Source organism: Saccharothrix mutabilis subsp. mutabilis, assembly GCF_039521145.1.
Classification (GTDB): Bacteria; Actinomycetota; Actinomycetes; order Mycobacteriales; family Pseudonocardiaceae; genus Actinosynnema; species Actinosynnema mutabilis.
Genome location: NZ_BAAABU010000020.1, coordinates 127,782 through 149,157 on the forward strand (window position 1 = coordinate 127,782; position 21,376 = coordinate 149,157).

The window sequence follows — 21,376 nt, forward strand, 5'->3', positions numbered from 1 at the left end:
ACCGAACCAGCGGCCACTGGACCAGTGGTGGTGCCAGGCGTTCAGGTGTAGTGGCGAAGTCCGATGGAGAGCGTCTGAGCCCAGGGCGCGTCCACGTGCGCGGCATCGACGGCGACCACCAAGTGGCACAGCATTCCCCGCGCGAAGAACAGTTGCACCTGGTCCTCGTCCGCCCCCGACACGCCGCGCACGTACTCGACGGTCCGCGCATACCCGCGCTGCACGACTTCCCGCACGGCGGGGTCGGAGATCGCCGCGCACTGGGCGTGCATCTGGACCAGCAGGAGCGCGTTCTCGTCGGCGATCAGCTTGGCGTAGGCGTCGGCCATGGCGAGCAGGACGGCGTCCGGGGTGGTGGAGGAGGCCAGTGCCACGCCGTCGGCGAGGCTCTCCCGGATCCGGGTGAAGCAACGCTCGACGACGGCCAGGAACAGCGCTTGCTTGTCGGGGAAGAGCCGGTAGACGTACGCCTGCGAGATGCCCGCGGCCTTGGCGACTTCGCCGGTCGTCGTGCCGTAGTAGCCCTTGGCGCCGAACGTGGCGAGCGCGGTGCGCAGGACGGTCTCCCGGCGCTCGTCGGCGGTGGAGAGACGGCGTTCGGCGGCAGGCATGAGACTAATCAATCACTCACACTTCGCCACTGTCAAACCGCCGACCGCGCCAACCCCGTGAATTGTCGATGCACCGCCCCGCAGGTTGCTCCTGCCAGGGGTCGCGCTGATCAACCGGGCTCCCTAGGGTTGCGGACCATGTCGCGTCGTTGGGTCGTGCCGTGCGCACTGCTGGCCGTCGTGCTCGTGTCCTGCACCTCGTCCCCGCAACCGTTCGCGACCAAGCCCGACCCCACGACGACGACCACCACCACGACCCCGGCACCCACCACCACGACGTCGAAGCCCAAGCCGCGCCCCGAGTCCATGGCCAACCCCGCCGGAACCGCCGTCGTCCCGCCGGAAGCCCAACCCGAGGACACCTCCACCCCCACGAAGGTCGTCGGCACCGGCACCCCCGCGAGCTGCACTTCCGCCGCCCTCGCCGACGCCGTCGAAGCCGGCGGCACGATCACGTTCGACTGCGGCCCCGAGCACGTCACGATCGTCCTCGACGACACGCTCCGCATCCGCAACAACCACACCGCCGTCGTCCTCGACGGCGGCGGCACCGTCACGCTCAGCGGCGGCGGGCAGCGGCGCATCCTCTACCTCAACACCTGCGACCGCGCGCTCGGCGCCGGCGCCCGCTGCCAGGACCAGACCCACCCCCGGCTCACCCTCCAGAACCTCACCCTCGCCGACGGCGACGCCACCGGCGACACCGAGGAGGGCGGCGGGGCGGTCTTCGCGCGCGGCGGGGGCCTGAAGGTCGTCAACTCGCGGTTCCTGCGCAACCGGTGCGACGAGAACGGTCCCGACCTCGGCGGCGCGGCGGTCCGCGCGTTCGGCCAGAAGCAGCCCGTCCACGTCGTCGGCAGCACGTTCCAGAACGGCGAGTGCTCCAACGGCGGCGCGCTCAGCAGCATCGGCACCTCCTGGGTCGTGCTCAACAGCGTCTTCAAGGACAACAAGGCGATCGGCCGCGGCGCGAACCCCGCCCGCGACGGCGAACCCGGCGGCGGCAGCGGCGGGGCGCTCTACGCCGACGGCAACGAGTTCACCGTCAAGATCGCGGGCACGCTCATCGAGGACAACCATGCGAACGAAGGTGGCGGCGCGATCTTCTTCGTGAGCAACGATCGCAGCGGCACGATGGTCGTGGACGGCTCGACGCTGCGCCGCAACCCCAGCGCCGGCTTCGAGACACCGGGCCTGAAGGGGATCTTCTTCCTCGGCGCCACCGAAGTGACCATCACCGGCTCCACCATCGAGTAACACCGCGGAAACACGCGGAACACCGGAAGAACTCCCGTCGATCGTCGGATTGTGAGCGAGGCTTCCGGCTGCGCATGATGAGCCGCCGGCGTCAACCGGTGCACAACACCCTGCTGACACACCACTCGACGCCTCGGCCGACCCTGCACCGCACCACCTCCGGCCGGGCGCGGGAAGGAACGACTGTGCGCTTCACAGCGAAGAAGGCGCTTGCCCTTGCCGCGGGCATCGCCGCCACCCTGGCCGCGTTCGGCGGCCAAGCCCACTCCGCCCCGATGCCGCCGGACCCGGGCGGCGTCACCCCGCAGGTCGTCGGCGGCACGCAGGCCGCCAAGGGCGAGTTCCCGTGGATGGTCCGCCTGTCCATGGGCTGCGGCGGCGCGATGTACACCGAGCAGCTCGTGCTCACCGCCGCCCACTGCGTCAGCCGGACCGGCGAGAACACCAGCATCACCGCCACCTACGGCGTCGCGGACCTCCAGGACACCTCCGCCGTCAAGCGGACGTCCAGCTACGTCCACCGCGCCCCGACCTACGGCACGTCCACCGGCGGCGACTGGGCGCTGATCAAGCTGTCCAGCCCGATCTCCGGCGCGGCCCTGCTGCCGATCGCCACCACCGCCGCCTACAACAACGGCGTGTTCGACGTCGCCGGCTGGGGCGCCACCCGCGAGGGCGGCAGCCAGTCCCGGTACCTGATGAAGGCCAAGGTCGACTTCATCGACGACACCACGTGCAAGAACTCCGACCCGTACTACAGCGACCTGATCTTCGCCGCCGAGATCTGCGCCGGCGACCTGGCCAACGGCGGCGTCGACACCTGCCAGGGCGACTCCGGCGGCCCGATGTTCCGCCGCGACAGCGCCGGCCAGTGGATCCAGGTCGGCATCGTCAGCCACGGCAACGGTTGCGCGCGCCCGAACAACCCCGGTGTCTACACCGAGGTGAGCACCTTCGCGGCGGCCATCAAGGCGGCGGCGGACAGCCTCGGCGGCGGCACCCCGAACCCGCCCGGCAAGACCTTCGAGAACGCCACCGACGTGGCGATCCCGGACGCCGGCGCGGCGGTCTACAGCAACATCGCGACCTCGGGCCTGACCGGGAACGCCCCGTCCACGCTGAAGGTCACCGTCGACATCAAGCACTCCTGGAGCGGTGACCTGGTGATCGACCTGGTCGCGCCGGACGGCTCGACCTACCGCCTGAAGAACTCCAGCAACTCCAGCACGCCCAACGTGAACACCACCTACACGGTCAACGCCTCCACCGAGGCCGCGAACGGCACGTGGCGGCTGAAGGTCCAGGACGTCTACAGCCAGGACACCGGCTACATCGACGTCTGGAAGCTCACCTTCTGACCGTAAAACCCCGACACGGCAAGGCACGAAGCGACGGGACCCGCTGCGAGGGTGGGTCCCGTCGCTGTTTTCCGCGGAGAACCGCACGACGAGGTCGCCGAACGCCACCGGCGGCGCCGGGAGGTCAGCGGGTGATCGCGGCCAGCATCAGGCCCTTGATCTCGGCCGCGATGTCCGCCACGTCCAGCGGCGGGTCGTGGGCCTGCCACTCGCGGAGCAGGCCCGTCACCGCCCCCACCAGCGCGATCGCGGTCAGGTGGAAGTCCCGGCGTGGCGCGAAGCCCTGTGCCGCGGCGTGTTCCGCCTCCGCCTCGATGAAGTCCGCCCACCGCGCGACCCAGTCCTGGTGCTGCTGCTCCAGCTCCGCGTTCACGCCCACGGCCTCCACATAGGCCAGTCGCGGCACGCGCGGGTCCGCCGTCACCGACGACACGAACGCGTCCAGCAACGTCGAGATGCGGGTGGCGGCGTCGGCGGAGTCCAGCGCGGCCAGCGCGGCGGTCACGCGGTCCAGGGCCAGGCGGTTGATCCGGTCGTGCAGGAGGAGCAGCAAGCGCTCCTTGTTCTCGAATTCCTCGTAGAAGTTGCGCGTCGACACGCCGGCCGCCCCGCACAGCGCGGTGACCTTGGTCTGTGCGAACCCCTGCCTGGTGAACAGGTCCAACGCGGCCAGCAGCAGGCGGTCCCGGCGCCGCCTCCTGCGCTCGTCCTGACTGATCCCCGCGTACGGCCGGGCCACGGGCGGCTCCTCGAAAAGTGGTAACAGGGATTGTCAGATTAGCGCGTTCGGCCCTACATTGCGGAAACGGTGGTTACCACAACCCCCCGCGGAGGCGACGATGCCGATCCGACTCCTGGTCACCCTGCTGGCCGCACTCCTCCTGACCGCCCCGGCCGCGCACGCCGACGAGCGCCCGCCCGAGCCGTCCCGGGACGCCTTCTACACCCCGCCCACCCCGCTGCCCGGCGGCCCCGGCGACGTGCTGCGCAGCCGCCGGGTCGACTGGCACCCCGAACCGTTCCGCGTCTTCCCCGCCCCGGTCGCGACCCACCAGCTCCTCTACCGCTCCACCTCCGCGACCGGCGCGCCCAACGCCGTCTCCGGCACGCTCCTGGTCCCGCCGGTCCCGTGGTCGAACGGCCCGCGCCCGCTGATCGCCTACGCGATGGGCACCCAGGGCCTCGGCGACCGCTGCGCGCCCACCTACCGGATGCGCGTGGGCACCGAGGTCGAGATCGCCTTCCTCGTGCAGGCCATGCTCAAGGGCTGGGCCGTCGTGGTCACCGACTACGAGGGTCTCGGCACGCCCGGCACCCACACCTACGCGGTCGGCCGGTCCGAGGGTCGCGCGCTGCTCGACGCCGCCCGCGCGGCGCAGTCGTTGCTCGGCCAGACGGGCACCCCGGTGGGCGCGTTCGGCTACTCGCAGGGCGGCCAGGCGGCGGCGTTCGCGGCGGAGCTCCAGCCCGCCTACGCGCCCGACGTGCGGCTGGTCGGCGTCGCCGAGGGCGGGGTGCCGGCGGACCTGAACGAGGTCGCCGAGTTCAACGACGGCGGCCCGGGCTCCGGCCTCGTCGTCGGCGCGGCGGTGGGTTACGCGACCGCCTACCCGGAACTGCCGTTGCCGCTCAACGCGCGCGGCCGGGACGTCGCGGGCCGGGTCGCCGAGGCGTGCGTGGCGGAGTTGGCGCTGCTCGCGCCGTTCACCCGGATCGACAGCCTGACCACCGTGCCGGGCGTGATCCGCGACCCGCGCTGGCAGGCCCGGCTCGCCGAGAACCGGCTGGGCGCCCTCCGCCCGGCCGTCCCGGTCTACCTCTACCACGGCACGGTTGACGAGCTGATCCCGTACCGCACGGCCACCGGCCTGCGCGACCGGTACTGCGCGCTGGGCGCGGACCTCCAGTGGACCGCCCTCCCGCTCGCGGCCCACATCACGGCGGTCAGCGTCGGCGGCACGAACGCGCTCAACTGGCTGGGTGACCGGTTCGCCGGTCGGCCCACCACGCCGTCCTGCTGACCCGCGAAAGTTGTCAGGCAGGTGACAAGAACAATTCCGGAATTGGTGCCGGGGTGACAAACGCAGATTAGTCCATGGACCGTCCGGACTATTGTCTCCAGCGGTGGCCTACTCGCCGGTATACGGTGGGTGACCACCGCTCTCGCGTCTGTGACCAGGGCAAACGTGCCAATGCGCGGACCCGGGAATTAGTCGTGTGTGACAACTTCTCGGAGTGTTTCGGGGAGGTCTTGCGAGGTGTGGCGCGGCGTCGTTAATTTGACGGCACGTAGCGTGGCCGTAACACACGCATTCACACACCCTGCCCCCTATTTCTGGCGTGCCCTCGGCGTCAGGGAGGACGATCCGTGAGACACAGAAAACAGGTCCGGAGGCTGACCCGCCTGGGCGCGGTGGCCACCGCCGCCATGGTCGTGGGCGGACTCGCCATCGGCACGGGCACCGGCACCGCCGCCGCGGGAGAGCTCAACCAGACCTACACCTGCACCTTCCCGCTGATCGGCGACCAGACCGTCTCGGTCGACATCAAGACCCGCGACAACCAGCCCGCGTCCATCGCCACCGGCACGTTCACGCCGGTCATCGAGATCACCGCGATCTCCAACGCCGGCCCCAACGCCACCCAGGGCCTGCGGCTGGTCGGCGCGGAGACCATCCAGGGCGTCGCGCGGGCCACCTCGACCGTCGACGGCCCCGGCTCGCAGGGCGACCTGACCGTCCAGGTCACCACGAACGTCCCGAACCAGCCGATCCCGGCCTCCGGCGACCTGGTCGTCAACGCGGCCGGCGTCGCGCCCGGCCTGCGGTTCGACCAGCCCGGCACCGCCACGCTCTCGGTGACCGACCTCGAACTGGAGATGACCCCGCTCAAGGCCGACGGCACGCCCACCGGCCTGGGCACCTTCATCGCGCCCTGCACCCCGGCGCCCAACCAGCCCACGATCCTGCAGACCTACGAGGTCACCGGCGCGCCGGTCACCCCGGAGCCGGTGATCGGCAGCGGCGCGCACCCGCCGCTCAAGCAGGTCTACAACTGCCCGTTCCCGCTGATCGGCAACCAGAACGTCACCGTCGACATCAGCACCAACCCGCTGCCGAACGAGATCGCGCAGGGCACGTTCACGCCGAAGATCGACATCACGGCGGTGTCCAACGCGGGTTCGACGGCCACGCAGGGCCTGCGCCTGGTCGGCGGCGAGACGATCCAGGGTTCCGCCCTGGCCACCTCGCTGGTGTCCTCGCCGCAGGGCCACCTGGCCGTGCAGGTGCCGACCGCGATCCCGAACCAGCCGATCCCGGCGTCGGGCGACCTGGTGGTCAACGCGTCGGGTTCCGCGCCGGCGCTGCGCTTCGACCAGCCGGGCACGGCGACGCTGTCCGTGCACGACCTGGTCCTGACCATGACCCCGCTCAAGGCCGACGGCACGCCCACCGGCCTGGGCACGTTCACCTCCGACTGCACCCTGGTCGACGCGACCGCGCGCAACGTCCTGCAGACCTTCACCATCACCGGCGCGGCCGACACCGAGGCGCCGGCGAAGGTCACCGGCCTGACCGCCGGCGAGACCACGCAGACGTCGGTCCCGCTGTCGTGGACCGCCGCCACGGACAACGTGGGCGTCGTCGGCTACGACGTGCTGTCCGGTGGCGCGGTGGTGAAGTCGGTGGAGGGCACGTCCGCGGTGGTGGACGGGCTGACCCCCGACACCGCGTACTCGTTCACCGTGGTGGCCAAGGACGCGGCCGGGAACCGCTCCGCCGCGAGCGACGCCGTCAACGCGCGCACCAAGGCCGCGCCGGACACCCAGAAGCCGACCGCTCCCGGCCCGCTGACCTCGACCGCCGCCACGCAGACCTCCGTCTCGCTGGAGTGGGGCGCGTCGTCGGACAACGTGGCCGTCGTCGGCTACGACGTGCTGTCGGGCGGTGCGGTGGTCAAGTCGGTGACGGGGACGTCCGCCGTGGTCGACGGTCTGACCGCCGACACCGCCTACACGTTCACCGTGGTGGCGAAGGACGCGGCGGGCAACACCTCGGACGCCAGCGAGGCGCTCACCGTGCGCACGCCGGCCGCGCCGGACACGGAGAAGCCCTCCGCGCCCACGGGCCTGGCCGTGACCGGGACGTCCGCCAACAGCATCGGGCTGTCGTGGACCGCCGCGTCGGACAACGTCGGCGTGGTCGGGTACGACGTGCTGTCCGGTGGCGCGGTGGTCGCGTCGGTGACCGGCACGTCGGCGACCGTCGAGGGGCTGACCGCGGACACCGAGTACTCGTTCACCGTGGTGGCCAAGGACGCCGCGGGCAACGTGTCGGACGCGAGCGCCGCGGTGACCGGTCGGACGGCCCAGCTGCCCGACACGGAGAAGCCGTCCGCGCCTTCGGGCCTGGCGGTCACCGGCACGACGCAGTCCACGGTGTCCCTGTCGTGGACCGCCGCGTCGGACAACGTCGGTGTCGTCGGCTACGACGTGGTGTCCGGTGGTTCCGTGGTGAAGTCGGTCGAGGGCACGTCCGCGGTGGTGGACGGTCTGTCGCCGAGCACGGACTACTCGTTCGCGGTGGTGGCCAAGGACGCCGCCGGCAACCGGTCGGACGCGAGCGCCGCGGTGTCCGCCCGCACCGGGGACGCGCCGGACACCCAGGCGCCGTCCGCGCCGTCCGGGCTGAAGTCCACGGGTGAGACGACGTCGAGCGTTTCGCTGGAGTGGACGGCCGCGTCGGACAACGTGGATGTCGTCGGCTACGACGTGCTGTCCGGTGGCGCGGTGGTCGCGTCGGTGACCGGGACGTCGGCGACCGTCGAGGGGCTGACCGCGGACACCGAGTACACGTTCACCGTGGTGGCCAAGGACGCGGCGGGCAACACGTCGGACGCCGCCGCTGCCCTGAAGGTGCGGACCAAGGCCGCGCCCGACGTCGTCGCGCCGTCCGCGCCGACCGGGCTGCGGTCCACCGGCCAGACCGAGAACAGCATCGGCCTGGCCTGGGACGCCGCGACCGACAACGTCGGCGTGACCGGGTACGACGTGTTCCAGGGCGCGACCAAGGTGGCGACCGTGACCGGCACCTCGACCAACGTGACGGGGTTGGCGGCGGACACCGAGTACTCGTTCACCGTCGTGGCGGTCGACGCGGCCGGCAACCGGTCGGCGGCGAGCGCGGCGGTCACCGCGCGCACCAAGCCGGGCGGCGGCACGGTCATCCGCTACGGCTACAACCTGGCCGGCAGCACGAAGATCAAGGCCGCCAACGGGACGGTCCAGCTGACCGGCGGCATCGACGCGGGGCTGGACCTGGCGACCGGCAAGTTCGACGCCGACCTGGTGCTGAACCCGACGACGGGCAACTTCAAGATCTTCGGGTTCCTGCCGGTGACGGCGAAGATCCAGTTCGTGCAGGCGGCCAAGACCACGGGCACGCTGTCCGGCGGGGTGCTCAGCTCGACGTCGTCGGTGACCGTGAAGCTGCCGCGGGTGACCGTGATGGGCATCCCGGTGAGCACGAGCCCGAACTGCCAGACGAAGACCCCGGCGTCCATCCCGCTGCAGTCGAAGCCCGGCTTCGACCCGCTCGCGGGCGGCACGCTGGCCGGCACGTACACGCTGCCCGAACTGCAGGGCTGCGGTCAGCTCAACGCGCTGATCAGCGCGCTGACGGCCGGTCCGGGCAACACCATCGAGGTCAAGCTGACCCCGAAGTCCGTGCGGTAGCACGGGTCGGCACGTGGTGGCCCCGTCGCGCCCGCGCGACGGGGCCGCTGTGTTGCGGGGGTGCCGGCCGGGTTTGGCGGGCTGGGCCGGGCTCGCCGGCACTGCGGCGCACGCGGACTCACGCCGCCGCACCCCGATGACCGCGGCCCGCTCAGCACCCCGCCCACCGCCGGCCCGCCCACCGCAGCTCTGCCCGCCCCAACCCGGCCGGCGGGCGTGCGGTCGGTGCCGCGGGGTGGCTTGTAGCGTGAGGGGATGCTGCTCGCGTGGGCGATCGCCGCGGTGGGGTTGGCCTACGTGGTGGCCGGGGTGGTGGGGCGGCGGGTGCAGCCGCGCAACCGGGTTGGCGTCTTGATGGTGCTGGTCGGGTTCGCCTGGGTGCTCGACTACGTCGTGCCGCGCGAGGCGTTCTTCGGGCTCTTCGTGCTCTCCAAGGTGTGGCCCGCCCTGCTCGCCCACCTGGTGACCGCCTTCCCCACCGGTCGGCTGCGGACGGTGCCCCGGCGGCTGGTGGTGGGAGCGGCCTACGGGTTCACGGTGGCGTTGTGCGCCGCCATCCGGTCGTCGTGCGCGGCGTGGGCGAAGGTTCTCGTGGACGCCGAGACGCCCCTGACCGTCGTCTTCGGGGTCGCGGTCCTCGGGTTGCAGGTGCACCGATGGCGGAACAGCAGCCTGGCGCAGCGGCGGACGTTGACCTCGATGTTGGGCGCGTCGAGCGTCGCCGTCGTCGTCTACGCGGCCTGGGACCCGATGGAGCGTTCCGGGTTCGACCCGCCGGTGGTGACGTTGATGCTGGCGCTGGTGGGCGTCCCCGCCGCCTACGTGGGCGGGCTCGTGCGGCGGCGGATGGACCGGGGTGGGGTGGCCGACCTGGTCGTCCGGCTCGGCGGCGGGCGGGGCGGCGGTGTCCAGGAGGCGTTGGCCGCCTCCCTCAAGGACCCCGGCCTCCGGGTCGGGTACTGGATGGCGGCCCAGCAGGAGTACGTGGACGCCTCCGGGGCCGTGGTGGTCGGCGGTGCCGGCGTCACGCAGACGCGGGTGGACGTCGGCGGCGAGCCGGTCGCCCTGTTGCTGCACGATCCCGGGCTCGACCTGGAGCTGGTGGACGCGGCCTGCGCGGCGGTCGGGCTGGCGCTGGAGAACGAGCGGCTGACGGCGGAGCTGCGGGCGCGGGTGCGGCAGTTGGCCGAGTCGCGCGGGAAGCTGGTGCTGGCGGCGGACACCGAGCGCCGGCGGCTGGAGCGCGACCTGCACGACGGGGTGCAGCAGCGGTTGCTGTCGGTCGCGATGACGTTGGGGTTGGCCGAGGTCAACGGCGCGCGCGAGCTGGTGGGCGAGGCCAAGGCGGCGGTGCTCGCGACCATCGAGGACGTGCGCGCGGTGTGCCACGGGGTCTACCCGCCCCTGCTGGCCGAACGCGGGCTGCGCGGGGCGGTCCGGGAGCTGACCGCGCTGGGCGCGGTCGAGGTCGACCTCGACTACGCCGTGCACTCCCCGCTGCCGGCGGTCGTGGAGACGACGGCCTACTACGTGGTGGCCGAGGCGCTGGCCAACGTCAGCAAGCACGCCGAGGCCGCGGCGGTGCGTGTCAGGATCGTGTCCCGGGCCGGGGAGCTGGCGGTCCGGGTGGACGACGACGGGTGCGGTGGGGCTTCGGCCCTGGAGGGGTCCGGGTTGCGCGGGTTGGCGGAGCGGGTGGAAGCGGTCGGGGGGACGATGGAGGTCGTCAGTCCGGTGGGGGCGGGGACGAGCGTGCGGGTGGTGCTGCCGTGCGGGTCGTGATCGCCGAGGACTCGACGTTGCTGCGGGAGGGCTTGGCGCGGCTGCTCGCCGAGGCCGGCTTCGACGTGGTGGCGGCGGTGGAGGACGCGGAGGCGTTGGTCGCCGCGGTGGGGAAGCACCTGCCCGACGTGGCCGTCGTGGACATCCGGATGCCGCCCACCCACACCGACGAGGGGCTGCGGGCGGCGGTTCTGCTGCGCCGGCGCCACCCCGGCGTGGGCGTGCTGGTGCTGTCGCAGTACGTGCGGGTCAGCTACGCGGCCGAGCTGCTCGACGCCGGCGCGGACGGCGTCGGCTACCTGCTCAAGGACCGGGTGTCCGACCTCGCCGAGTTCGCGGCCGTGATCCGGCGCGTGGGCGGCGGCGGGTCGGGGTTCGACCCGCAGGTGGTGGCGCAGATGCTGACCCGGCGGCGCGGCGACCGGGACGACCGGCTGACCGACCGCGAACGGGCCGTGCTGGCGCTGATGGCCGAGGGCCGGACCAACCAGGCCATCGCCGAGCGGCTGTTCATCGCCGAACGGACCGTGGAGAAGCACTGCACCAGCATCTTCGCCAAGCTGGACCTGTCGGCCAGCCCGCACGACCACCGGCGCGTGCTGGCGGTGCTGCGCTACCTCAACGGCTGAGGAGGTGCGGCTAGCCGCACCACGGGGTGGAGGTGGCCGGGTGGTCGCGGGGGTGCGCCCCCGCCAGGCTGGTGATCATGTTGCAGCAGGGGCGGGTTAGGGCTTCTTATCGCACGGATCTGGTCACCGTGCTGTTGGGCACCTGGTTCTCACTGGGGTTGTTCCTCGACGCCTGGGCGCACTCGAACGTGCCCGAGCTGGAGACGTTCTTCACCCCGTGGCACGCCGTGTTCTACTCCGGGTTCGCCGCCACCGGCGCCTGGATCTCGTGGCAGGTGTGGCGCAACGTCCAAGCCGGGCGGCGGGGGCTCGCGGCCGTGCCCGAGGGGTACGGGCCGGCCGTGCTGGCGTTGCCGGTGTTCGCCGTGTGCGGTTTCGGGGACTACCTGTGGCACACGTTCATCGGCATCGAGCAGGGCATCGACATCCTGTTCAGCCCCACCCACCTCGGCCTGATCACGTCGATGATCGTCATCCTGACCACGCCCTTGCGGACGGCCTGGGCGGACGGCGGCAGCCCGTCGTTCCTCCGGTTCCTGCCCGCCGGGCTGGCGCTGTCGTTCGCCACGGCCCTGGTGTTGTTGTTCGCCCAGTACGCGGACGCGACGGTGTACGGGCCCGAGGGGATCATCCGGGCGTTCAGCTTCGAGAAGGGGGCCGGCGGGTCCGGCGGGGCGACGCGGTTGGCGGCCTCGATCACCGTGACCAACCTGGTGCTGCTCGCGCCGTTGCTGTTGGCGGTGCGGCGGTTCCGCGTGCCGGTGGGCACCGCGACGCTGTTGCAGGTCGTGGTCATGCTGTTGAGCACCGCGGTCGCGAACTACGAGAACCTGGAGATCGCGGCGGCGTTCGTGGTGTCCGGGATCGTGGCGGACGTGCTGCTGTGGAAGCTGCGGCCGTCCGAGGAGCGGTTGCGCGAGTACCGGGTCTTCGCGTTCGCGGTGCCCCTGGTGACGTGGGCGCTGTACTTCGCGGTCGCCGGGGTGTCGGTGGGGCGGATGCCCGGCGTCACCGAGATGTGGACCGGTGCGCCGATCGTCGCCGCCCTGCACGGGCTGCTGCTCGCCGTGGTGCTCGTGCCCACGCGACGTTCATGAGGACGTTGGTGTGGCTGGTCGTGGTGGTGCTCATGGCGGGCTTCCCCTCGCCCGCCCACGCCCACGCCGGCGGGTTGACACCGCAGAACCAGCTCAGCCGGGTGGTCGGGATCGAACCTCCCCTCGACGGCGTGTCGGCCCGCATGGTCAACCACGGCTCGCAGCTGGAGATCGGCAACGGGACCGCGCGGGCGCTGACCGTGGGCGATGTCGTCGTGGGGCCCGGGGAAACCAAGCGGTTCCGGGACGAGCGGACCCTGCGGGCGCAGTGGGAGGTGCCGGTCGAGGGGTCGGTGGTGAAGGGGGTCGTGGAGTCCTACCCGCCGCCCAACGTGTGGTTGTGGCTCGCGCTCGTGGTCGGGTTGGGACTCGCGGGTGTCCTGCTGGGCAAGTCGCGACTGGCGTTGGCGGCCGGGGTGGTCGTGGTCGCGGCGGCGCACGTGGTGCACGCCGTGGGCTCGACCCTGGCGGTGACGGGTGGTTCGTTCGTGCCGCTGTTCCTGGGGGCCGCCGGGGTCGGGGTCGTGTGCTGGCCGTTGGCGGTGGTGGCCGTGGTGGCGGCGGTGCGGCGGAAGCCGGCGGCGTCGTTCGTGGCGGCGGTGGTGGGGGCGATGGTCGTGGTGGCCGGGATCCCGGACTTCGACAGCTTCCGCTTCGCGCGGTTGCCGTTCGCCGGACCGGCTTCCCTCGACCGGTTGTTGGTGGCGTTGACGTTGGGCGGGGGAGTGGCGTTGGCCGTGGGTGGGTTCTCGGGGATGCGGAAGGAACTGGCTCGGTGATCCGGGTTCTGCTGGTCGTGTTGGCGTTGGTGGCCGGGTGCTCCGCCGCGCCGGCGGAGGCGCCGAAGGAGCCGGTGGTGTTGCGGCTCTCGGTGGACGAGCCGTCGCCGCAACGGGTGGAGGTCGTGCGGGGGCAGTCGGTCGAGATCACCGTGACGAGCCGGTCGTCGGCCGAGGTCCACGTGCACGGGTTCGACGTCCTCGCGGTCGCCGAGGAGGGGAAGCCCGCGTCGCTGGAGTTCGTCGCCGACCGGACGGGCACGTTCGAGGTGGAGGCCCACCCGGACACCCTGCTGGCGCAGTTGGTGGTGCGGTGACGGTCCTCGCCCACGGGGTGGGGGACCGGCACGACCTGCCGCTGCCGCTCGACCTGGTGCTGCAAGGGGCGGCGGTGGCGTTGTTGGCCTCCTTCCTGGGGCTGGGGGTGCTGTGGACCAAGCCCCGCTTCCGGCCCCAGCCCCGCTTCCAGTCCAGCATCGAGCGGGTGGCGCCGGGGGACCGGTGGTGGCCGCTGCGGCTGGCGGTGGCGGTCGGGCTGGTCTTCGTCCCGGCCCAGGCCTGGCCGCACCTGGTGTTCGTGCTGGGCTGGGTCGGGGTCGCGGTGCTGTCGATGGCGTTCGGGCCGGTGTGGCGGCTGCTCAACCCGTTGCGGCTGGTGGTCCCGGTGTCGCTGGGGCGCGCGTACCCGGCGTGGTTGGGGTACTGGCCGGCGGCGGGCGGGCTGCTGGTGTTCACGTGGGTCGAACTGGTCGAGCCCGGGGCGTTGGGCTGGTTCCTCGCGGGGTACGCGCTGGTCGGCGTCGTGGGCGGGCTGGTGTACGGGGCCGCCTGGTTCGAGCACGCGGACGGGTTCGAGGTGTACTCGTCGTTGCTGGGGCGGCTGTCCCCGTTGCGCGGCAACCCGTTCCGGGCTTTGGTGGCCACACCGGTCAAGCCGGGCCTGGTGGCGGTGGTGAGCGTGTGCCTGGGGTCCACCGCCTTCGACAGCATCGGGTCCACCCCGTCCTGGGCGCGGCTGGCCGTGGTCCCGGACTGGGTCGGGCTGGTCGGGGCCGTCCTCGTGGTCGCCGGGAGCTACCTGCTGGCCTGCCGCGCGTTCGGGGCGGAGCTGGCGCACTCGTTGATCCCGATCGTGGCCGGGTACGTGGTGGCGCACTACTTCTCGCTGCTGGTGGTGGAGGGACAACGGGCGGTGGCGTTGCTGCTGGGGGTGGAGGGGTTCACGCCCAGCGAGGCGCTGGTGGCCCCGGTGGTCGTGGCGTCCGTGCAGATCGGCGCTGTGCTCGCGGGGCACCTGGTGGCGGTGGTGTCGGCGCACGACCGGTCGCTGGCGCTGCTGCCCGTCGAACGGCACCTGACCGGGCAGGTCCCCCTGCTGCTGCTGATGGTCGGGTACACGGCGGGCGGCCTCGCCCTGCTGTTCGCGGGTTAGGGCGTCGCCACAACCGAACCACAACCGGGTCGCCGTAGAACTGCGGGCATGACGTTCACGATGAGGCGCGCGGCGCTCGTGCTGGCGGTGGCGCTCGGCGCCGTCGTCCCGGTGACCGCCGCGCACGCCGAGACCTGCACCCCCACCAAGTTCGCCGTCGCGGCGGTGCAAGCCGAGCAGTACGAGGGCGGCGGGACCGGGACGGCCGCGTTCCGGCTCACGGCGTCGGTGCCCGAGGGGTGCACGACCAGCGGCGCGGTCGTCTACCGCACGCACAGCGGCACGGCCGCCGCCGGCCAGGACTTCGGCCACGTCGAGGGCACCTGGCAGCCCGGCGGCGGCGTCGGCACGGTCGTGTCGGTGCCCGTGCTCGGCGACGGCGGCGCGGAGGACGACGAGTCGTTCTCCCTCGCCCTCTACACGCTGCGCGGCGCGTTCATCGCGGCCGCGACGACCACGTTGCTGGACGACGACGGCAAGGCCGCGCCGCCGCTGGTGGTCTCCGTGGTGGACGGCGGGAAGATCTGCTGGGTGCCGGAGACGTGTCAGGTCCCGCTGACCCTGTCCACGCCGGCCCGCGCCGGGTTCGCCGTGCGCTACCGGACGCTGGACCTGACCGCGGTGGCGGGGATCGACTACGTGCCGGCCAAGGACCTCAAGCTGACCGTGCCGAAGGGCGCCACCACCGCCACCGTGCCGGTGCAGGTCCTGCCGGACGCCGAGGTCGAGGGCGAGGAGGCCTTCGTGCTGGAGGTGTTCGCCACCACCGCCGGGACCATCGGCGACGGCGTCGAGGAGATCGCGATCAGGCCCGCGCCCTGACCTCCGCCGCCTCGGCCGTCGCGCCGACCCGCTGGTAGAGCCGGATCGCCCGGTCCCAGTGGTCGCGCGCGTCGGCCGGGCGGTCGCGGCGCCGCGCCAGGTCGCCCAGGTCGCGTTCCAGGTTCGCCTCCTCGAACGCGTCGGGCACCCGGGACCGCTCGGCGGCGGCCAGGGTGAGCGCGTCCTCCGCCGCCGCCAGGTCACCGGCCCGCAGGTGGGCGCGGCCCAGCAGGTCCAGCACGGTGGCGACGCCGTGGCGGTCGTCCACCTCGCGGCTGATCTCCAGCGCCTGCGCGAAGAACGGCACGCCGTGGTGGTCCCGACCGAGGTGGGCGCGGCCGATGTCCACCAGCACCTCCCACTCCAGCCACCGGTCGCCGATGTCGCGGCTCAGGCGCAGGGCGTGCCCGAGGTCGCGCAGGGCGGCCTCGGCGTCGTCCAGCGCCAGGTGCGCCTCGCCCAGGGTGTCCAACGTCCCGGCCTCCAGTCGTGCGTTGCCCAGCTCGCGGAACGCGGCCAGGGCGGACCGCAGCGGCGCGAGGGCCGCTTCCGGGCGGCCCATCCGGATGTGGGTGTGCCCCAGGTTGCGCTGGGACAGCGCGGTGCCCAGCCGGCTGCCGGCCCGCGTGCAGCAGTCGACCGCCCGGTGGTGCGCGGCCACGGCGTCGTCGAAGCGGCGCAGTTCGGCGTGGGCGTTGGCGAGGTTGTTGTGCACGTGGCCCTCGCCGGCCAGGTCGCCCGCCGCGCGGACGGCGGTCAGCGCCCGGTGGTTGGCCTCGATCGCCGCGTCGAGCCGCCGGGTCATGAAGTGCGCGACCCCCAACGCCCGCCACATCTCCGCCTCCGCCCGCGGGTCGCCGGCCGCCGCCTCGACCGCCACCCGGCACAGCTCCACCCGGTCGTGCCAGTGGCCGGTGGCCTCGGCGAAGCTGGTCAGCAGGTAGGTGAGCTGCCAGGCGGCGGTCGGGTCGCGGTCGCGGGCGAACCGCACGACCGGCAGCAGGTTGTCGCGCTCGGCCTCCAGGAACGCCAGCGCCTCGTGGCGGTCCGGGGCGAACGGCGCTGCCGGCGGCGGGAACCGCAGGGTCGGCTTCACCAGGTCGCGGTCCGGGTTGACCAGCTCGTTGGCCGCGTGCGCCACGAACAGGTACCAGTCCAGCAGGCGGGCGGCGACCTCCGGTTCGTCGTCGTCGGCCAGGCGCTTGCGCGCGTACTCGCCGACCAGGTCGTGGAAGCGGAACCGGTCCGGGGCCACCTCCGTCACCAGGTGCGCGGCGGTGAGCCGGTCCAGGTCGGTGGTGTCCACATCGGACAGCGCGGCGGCCAGGGCGGTGCTGAACGTCGGTCCCGGGGCGATGCCCGACCGGCGGAACAGGCGCGCCGACGTGGCGTCCAACGGGGCGCAGGCGCTGGCGAGGACGGTCTCCACGGTCCGGGAGTCGCCGTCCACGGCCAGGTGGTCCAGGCGGGCGGCGCGCAGTTCGGCGACCAGCGTGGCGACCGGCCGGGTGGGCGTGCCGAGCAGCTTCGCCGCCGCGATCCGCAGCGCCAGCGGCATCCCGCCGCACAGCCGGGCGAGTTCGGCGGTGGCGTCCGGTTCCGCGTCCACGCGCCCGCGGCCCAACACCTTGAGCAGCAGGGCTTTCGAGTCCTCGGTGGTCAGCGAGTCGAGCACCACGGCGTGGATGGCGTGCCGGGCCGCGAGCGCCGCCAGCGACCGGCGGCTGGTGACCACCAGCAGGCTCGACCCGCCCGGCACCAGCGGCAGCACGTCCTCCGCGCGGCCCGCGTCGTCCAGCACCACCAGGCACCGCCTGCCGTGCAGCAGCGTCCGGTAGAGCGCGGCCCGCTCCTCCTCGTCGGCCGGGACGCGGTCCTCCGGCACGTCCAGCGCCCGCAGCACGTGCGCCAACGCCTGCGCGCCGGTCAGCGCGCGCTCCGGGTCGTGGCCGCGCAGGTCCAGGAACAGCCGCCCGCCGGGGAACCGGTGCGCCACGCGGTGCGCCCACTCCACCGCCAGCGACGTCTTGCCCATGCCCGCCGGACCGGACACGACCACCACCGGCACGTCCGCCGCGTCCAGCTCGGCCAGCACGTCCGCGCGACCGGTGAAGTGGCCGACGGTCGCGGGCAGTTGCGCGGGCGCGCTCGCGGCGGCCGGGTCCAGGGCGGTGTCCCGGCGCAGGATCGCGGTGTGCAGCTCCACCACCTCGGGGCCGGGGTCCACGCCGAACTCGTCGGCCAGCCGCTCCCGCAGGCGCTGGAAGGAGTCCAGGGCGTCGGTGTGCCGGCCGCAGCGGTGCAGGGCCAGCATGTGCAGCCGGGTCAGCCGCTCGTTGAGCGGGTCCTCCGCGAGCAGCCGGGGCAGCTCCACCACCGCGGCCTCGTGCTCGCCGTCGCGGACGGCGTGCTCCCACAGCTCCTCCACGGCCGCCCGGCGCAGGCCGTGCAGGCGCTCCACCTCGCGCTCGCCCCACCCGGTCAGCGGGACGTCGGCGAACGCGTCCCCGCGCCACAGCGCCAGTGCCGCCCGCACCTTGTCGGCGCGGCGCTCCCGCCGCCCCGCCGCCAGCAGCTCCTCGAACCGGTGCGCGTCCACCTCCACCGACGCGTCCAGCAGGTAGCCCGGCTCACGGGTGTGCAGCACGTCCGGCAACCCGGACGCCGCCAACGCCTGCCGGATGCGCGCCACGTGGCTGTGCAGCGTCTTCACCGCCGTGCGCGGCGGGTCCTCGCCCCACAGCACGTCCACCAGCCGCGTGAACGGCAACACCTGCCCGGCGTGCAGCGCGAGCACCCCCAGCACGGCCCGCTGCCGCGCCCCGGTCAGCGCCGCGGGACCCGCCGGGCCCTCCGCCCCCACCGGTCCGAGCACGCCGAAGCGCGCCACAACCGGCGCGCAGCCGGGCGACAACCCGCCGTCCGTAGACCTCTTCCCGTCACCCGCCACGACAGAAGGGCTCTGCGATGACCACACACCCCCGCACTCGCCTGCCGGGCCTCCGCCGTTACGCCGTTCCGCTGCTCGTCCTGGCCTCCGCCGTGACCACCGTGCCCCTCCAGGCGGTCGCCCAGGAGCCCCGGCCGGTCGTCGTCCAGGACCCCGACAACCTGCCGCCGACGCCCGGACCGGGCTCGTTGCGCGACAACCCGCAGGTCTACGCCATCGCGGAGGACGCCAACCACGCCCTGCGCTACTCCTACGCCGCCGTCGCCGCCGACCTGGCCCACCCGTACGCCGAGGGCACGGTCGAGCACGACCTCCAGACCGGCCTGCGCACGCTGCCCGCCGACCGGCTGGAGCGGATCGTCAAGTCCGCGCACACCGTCGTCAACGCCGACGTCGCCACCCGCACCGCCCAGTTCGGCCGGCACGGCCTGCTGACCCTCGACGAGTTCCGCAAGGTCGGCTTCGACGGGGCCTTCTCCGGCGTCCGCTTCGACGCCGACGCGCTGAAGAAGTCCCTGCTGGAACGCGCGTCCCAGCTGGAGGCGGCGGAGAAGGCGGCCGAGCAGGACGCGCAGCGCCGGGCGTTCGAGCTCAAGCTGGACCTGAGCAAGCTGCCCAAGCTGACCTCGCTGGACTTCCGCGTCGAGCGGGTCAAGTGCGTGGACGAGACCAACCCCGAGTGGCCCGGCGACGACGAGATCGTGGCCGGCGGCCTGCGCGTGGACCACCTGGGCACCACCAAGAAGGTGTCCGAGTGGTTCGTCGGCGACGGCTTCTACGACGGCAAGGCCAAGACCTACGCCGACCCGGGTCGCCTGTTCACCTCCTTCGACCTGACCGCGAGCGGGTCGTGGCCGCGCGGCTTCCTGGCCGTGGTGATGATGGCCGAGCAGGACGGCAGCGGGTTCGCCGCGGCCGTGCAGGCCGCGTGGGCCAAGGTGAAGGACAAGGTCACCCAGGTCATCGCCCACGTCGTCGCCACCGTGCTCACCCCGTACGTGGGCGCGGCCATCGCCGAGGCGCTCGGGCAGCTCGTCGGCTGGCTGGTCGGCGTGTTCGTGGACTGGCTGCTGGAGCTGTTCCAGGACGACCTGTTCGAGGCCCGCACCGCCCACGTGGAGCTGCCCCACCGGTACGAGTTCCTTTACAACAACCCCGCCCACCTGGGCTGGACCAACCACCGGCTGCCCAGCACGTCGATGTGGTTCACCGGGCACGGCGGCCAGTACAAGGTGAACGTGCACTGGCAGGTCAACTCGTAGCAACGCGCGGGAGCCGCGCGGGCACGGTCGGTGGTCGGGTCTTGCGGCCCTCCGACCAGCCCGCGCGGTTTCCGGCGTCCGGGTCCACCCTGGGGTTTCCACCCTGGGGGTTTCCACACTGCGGGTTTCCACACTGGGGGCTTCGACGAGGAGGTCGGCCATGACGGACGTCTCTGCGCTGCGCGGCCGGTTCGGCGGCGCCGTGCTCACCCGGCGGGACGAGGGCTTCGAAGCCGCCCGCGCGGTGTTCAACAGCGCCATCGAGACCACGCCCGCGGTCATCGCCCAGTGCCTCAACCCGACGGACGTGGAAGAAGCACTCGCTTTCGCCCGTGCGCAAGGGCTGCCGGTGGCCGTCAGGAGCGGCGGGCACAGCGTCGCCGGCGCGTCCCTGGTGGAGGACGGGCTGGTGCTCGACCTGCGCCGGATGAACGCCGTGGCCGTCTCCCCGGACGGCCGCACGGCGGTGGTCGGCGGCGGTGCCACGTGGGCCGCGGTGGACCGGGCGTGCCAGGCGCACGGCGTGGCCACCACGGGCGGCCGGGTGTCCACCACCGGCGTCGGCGGGCTCACCCTCGGCGGCGGGTCGGGCTGGCTGGAACGCCGGTTCGGCCTGGCCTGCGACAACCTGCTGTCGGTGGACCTGGTCCTGGCCGACGGCCGCGCGGTCACCGCGAGCGGGACCGAACGGCCGGAGCTGTTCTGGGCGTTGCACGGCGGTGGCGGCAACTTCGGCGTGGCCACCTCGTTCACCTTCCGCCTGCACCCGCTGCCCGAGTTCTCCTTCGCGCTGGTGCTGCGGCCGGCGTCGCACGGCGAGGAGATGGCCGTGCGGTACCGGGACTTCTGCGCCGACGCGCCCGAGGAGCTGGGCGGCGGCCTGCTGTACCTGACCGGGCCGCCGGAGGAGTTCGTGCCGCCGGAGCTGGTCGGCCGGCTGTGCTGCGGCATCCTCGTCACCTGGACCGGCCCGGCGGACGAGCTGCGGTCCTTCGCCGCGCCCCTGCTGGACCTCGCGCCGGACACCGCCCTGGTCACCGACATCCCGTACGCGGACTTCCAGTGCAGCCTCGACGACCCGCCCGGCTACCGGAACTTCTGGTCCGCCGAGTACCTGGCGACGCTGCCGGACGAGGCGGTGCGGCGGTTCTGCGCGGGCGCGGACCACATGCCGTGCCCGTCGCCGTCGCAGCAAGCGCTGCTGCCGTGGGGCGGGGCCGTGGCGCGCGGGACGGAGTGGCCCATGGCCAACCGCGACGTCCCCTGGGTGGTTCACCCGTTCGGGCTGTGGGAGGACCCGGCCGACGACGACCGCGCCCGGCGCTGGGCGCGCGGGCTGCGCGACGACCTGGCACCGTGGAGCACGGGTGCCACGTACCTGAACTTCATCGGCGACGAAGGCGCGGACCGCGTCGTCGCGGGATTCGGTGCGGCCAACCACGCGCGGCTGGCGGCGGTGAAAGCGGAATTCGACCCGGACAACGTGTTCGACCGTTGGCACAACGTCCTCCCGGCCACCGAGCGTCGCCGGGCCGCGGACACCGTTGGAGCAACGGAGTAGCCCGGGGAGGGGCGCGGCGCCGCAGCCGCGCGGAGCAACCCCGAATTACCCTCGCGTACGGCAGCGCGAAATTCACACGTCCGTTTACCCTTTCCCCGCACA

The 21,376-nt window shown here is 73.0% G+C and carries 16 protein-coding genes and 1 pseudogene; 14 read left to right on the top strand and 3 right to left on the bottom strand.

Annotation, left to right across the window (positions count from 1 at the left end; all coding sequences use genetic code 11):
* Nucleotides 1-41: 41 nt before the first annotated feature.
* Entirely contained in the window at nt 42-611 is a 570-nt protein-coding gene (locus tag ABD126_RS30550; protein WP_343937491.1) for a TetR/AcrR family transcriptional regulator, read from the bottom strand.
* 138 nt (nt 612-749) lie between these two features.
* Here ABD126_RS30550 and ABD126_RS30555 point away from each other — a divergent pair, with 138 nt between their 5' ends.
* From ABD126_RS30555 to ABD126_RS30565, 3 genes and pseudogenes are all read left to right on the top strand, one after another.
* Nucleotides 750-1,868, top strand: a complete 1,119-nt coding sequence (locus ABD126_RS30555) for a hypothetical protein (RefSeq protein WP_343937493.1) — start codon at nt 750-752, stop codon at nt 1,866-1,868.
* A gap of 185 nt (nt 1,869-2,053) precedes the next feature.
* A pseudogene (locus ABD126_RS30560) lies at nt 2,054-2,857 on the top strand (S1 family peptidase); the annotation flags it as partial.
* A gap of 51 nt (nt 2,858-2,908) precedes the next feature.
* Entirely contained in the window at nt 2,909-3,226 is a 318-nt protein-coding gene (locus ABD126_RS30565) for a proprotein convertase P-domain-containing protein (protein ID WP_343937537.1), read from the top strand.
* A gap of 124 nt (nt 3,227-3,350) precedes the next feature.
* On the opposite strand, the gene ABD126_RS30570 is transcribed toward ABD126_RS30565, so the two are convergent.
* Nucleotides 3,351-3,965, bottom strand: a complete 615-nt coding sequence (locus tag ABD126_RS30570) for a TetR/AcrR family transcriptional regulator (protein WP_343937495.1) — start codon at nt 3,963-3,965, stop codon at nt 3,351-3,353.
* Nucleotides 3,966-4,065: 100 nt separating this feature from the next.
* Here ABD126_RS30570 and ABD126_RS30575 point away from each other — a divergent pair, with 100 nt between their 5' ends.
* The 9 genes from ABD126_RS30575 to ABD126_RS30615 all read left to right on the top strand — a co-directional run bounded on the left by ABD126_RS30575 (nt 4,066) and on the right by ABD126_RS30615 (nt 15,501).
* Entirely contained in the window at nt 4,066-5,247 is a 1,182-nt protein-coding gene (locus ABD126_RS30575; protein ID WP_343937497.1) for a lipase family protein, read from the top strand.
* Nucleotides 5,248-5,594: 347 nt separating this feature from the next.
* Nucleotides 5,595-8,960, top strand: coding sequence for a fibronectin type III domain-containing protein (locus tag ABD126_RS30580; RefSeq protein WP_343937499.1), 3,366 nt, complete (start codon nt 5,595-5,597; stop codon nt 8,958-8,960).
* Nucleotides 8,961-9,215: 255 nt separating this feature from the next.
* Entirely contained in the window at nt 9,216-10,742 is a 1,527-nt protein-coding gene (locus ABD126_RS30585) for a sensor histidine kinase (protein WP_343937501.1), read from the top strand.
* Nucleotides 10,730-11,371 carry a response regulator transcription factor gene (locus ABD126_RS30590; protein WP_343937503.1) on the top strand — a complete coding sequence of 214 codons (642 nt, stop codon included), beginning with the start codon at nt 10,730-10,732 and terminating at the stop codon, nt 11,369-11,371. The genes ABD126_RS30585 and ABD126_RS30590 overlap by 13 nt, the downstream gene beginning before the upstream one ends.
* A gap of 77 nt (nt 11,372-11,448) precedes the next feature.
* Nucleotides 11,449-12,468: a hypothetical protein gene (locus tag ABD126_RS30595; RefSeq protein ID WP_343937505.1), complete on the top strand. Its 1,020-nt coding sequence runs from the start codon at nt 11,449-11,451 to the stop codon at nt 12,466-12,468.
* On the top strand, nt 12,465-13,247 hold the full coding sequence (locus ABD126_RS30600) for a hypothetical protein (protein WP_343937507.1): 783 nt from the start codon (nt 12,465-12,467) through the stop codon (nt 13,245-13,247). Before ABD126_RS30595 ends, ABD126_RS30600 begins: the two co-directional genes overlap by 4 nt.
* The gene (locus ABD126_RS30605) at nt 13,244-13,564 is read left to right on the top strand and encodes a cupredoxin domain-containing protein (protein ID WP_343937509.1); all 321 of its coding nucleotides are present in this window, start codon (nt 13,244-13,246) and stop codon (nt 13,562-13,564) included. The genes ABD126_RS30600 and ABD126_RS30605 overlap by 4 nt, the downstream gene beginning before the upstream one ends.
* Nucleotides 13,561-14,679 (top strand): hypothetical protein, encoded by a 1,119-nt coding sequence (locus tag ABD126_RS30610; protein ID WP_343937511.1) that lies wholly within the window; start codon nt 13,561-13,563, stop codon nt 14,677-14,679. Before ABD126_RS30605 ends, ABD126_RS30610 begins: the two co-directional genes overlap by 4 nt.
* A gap of 48 nt (nt 14,680-14,727) precedes the next feature.
* Entirely contained in the window at nt 14,728-15,501 is a 774-nt protein-coding gene (locus ABD126_RS30615) for a Calx-beta domain-containing protein (RefSeq protein WP_343937513.1), read from the top strand.
* On the opposite strand, the gene ABD126_RS30620 is transcribed toward ABD126_RS30615, so the two are convergent.
* Nucleotides 15,485-18,451 carry an AfsR/SARP family transcriptional regulator gene (locus ABD126_RS30620; RefSeq protein ID WP_343937515.1) on the bottom strand — a complete coding sequence of 989 codons (2,967 nt, stop codon included), beginning with the start codon at nt 18,449-18,451 and terminating at the stop codon, nt 15,485-15,487. The genes ABD126_RS30615 and ABD126_RS30620 overlap by 17 nt on opposite strands.
* A gap of 17 nt (nt 18,452-18,468) precedes the next feature.
* Here ABD126_RS30620 and ABD126_RS30625 point away from each other — a divergent pair, with 17 nt between their 5' ends.
* Together ABD126_RS30625 and ABD126_RS30630 are read left to right on the top strand one after the other, a co-directional pair.
* Complete coding sequence (locus tag ABD126_RS30625; RefSeq protein WP_343937517.1) at nt 18,469-19,713, top strand: hypothetical protein; 1,245 nt, start codon at nt 18,469-18,471, stop codon at nt 19,711-19,713.
* Between the two features lie 160 nt (nt 19,714-19,873).
* Nucleotides 19,874-21,274: an FAD-binding oxidoreductase gene (locus tag ABD126_RS30630; RefSeq protein WP_343937519.1), complete on the top strand. Its 1,401-nt coding sequence runs from the start codon at nt 19,874-19,876 to the stop codon at nt 21,272-21,274.
* Nucleotides 21,275-21,376 lie beyond the last annotated feature (102 nt).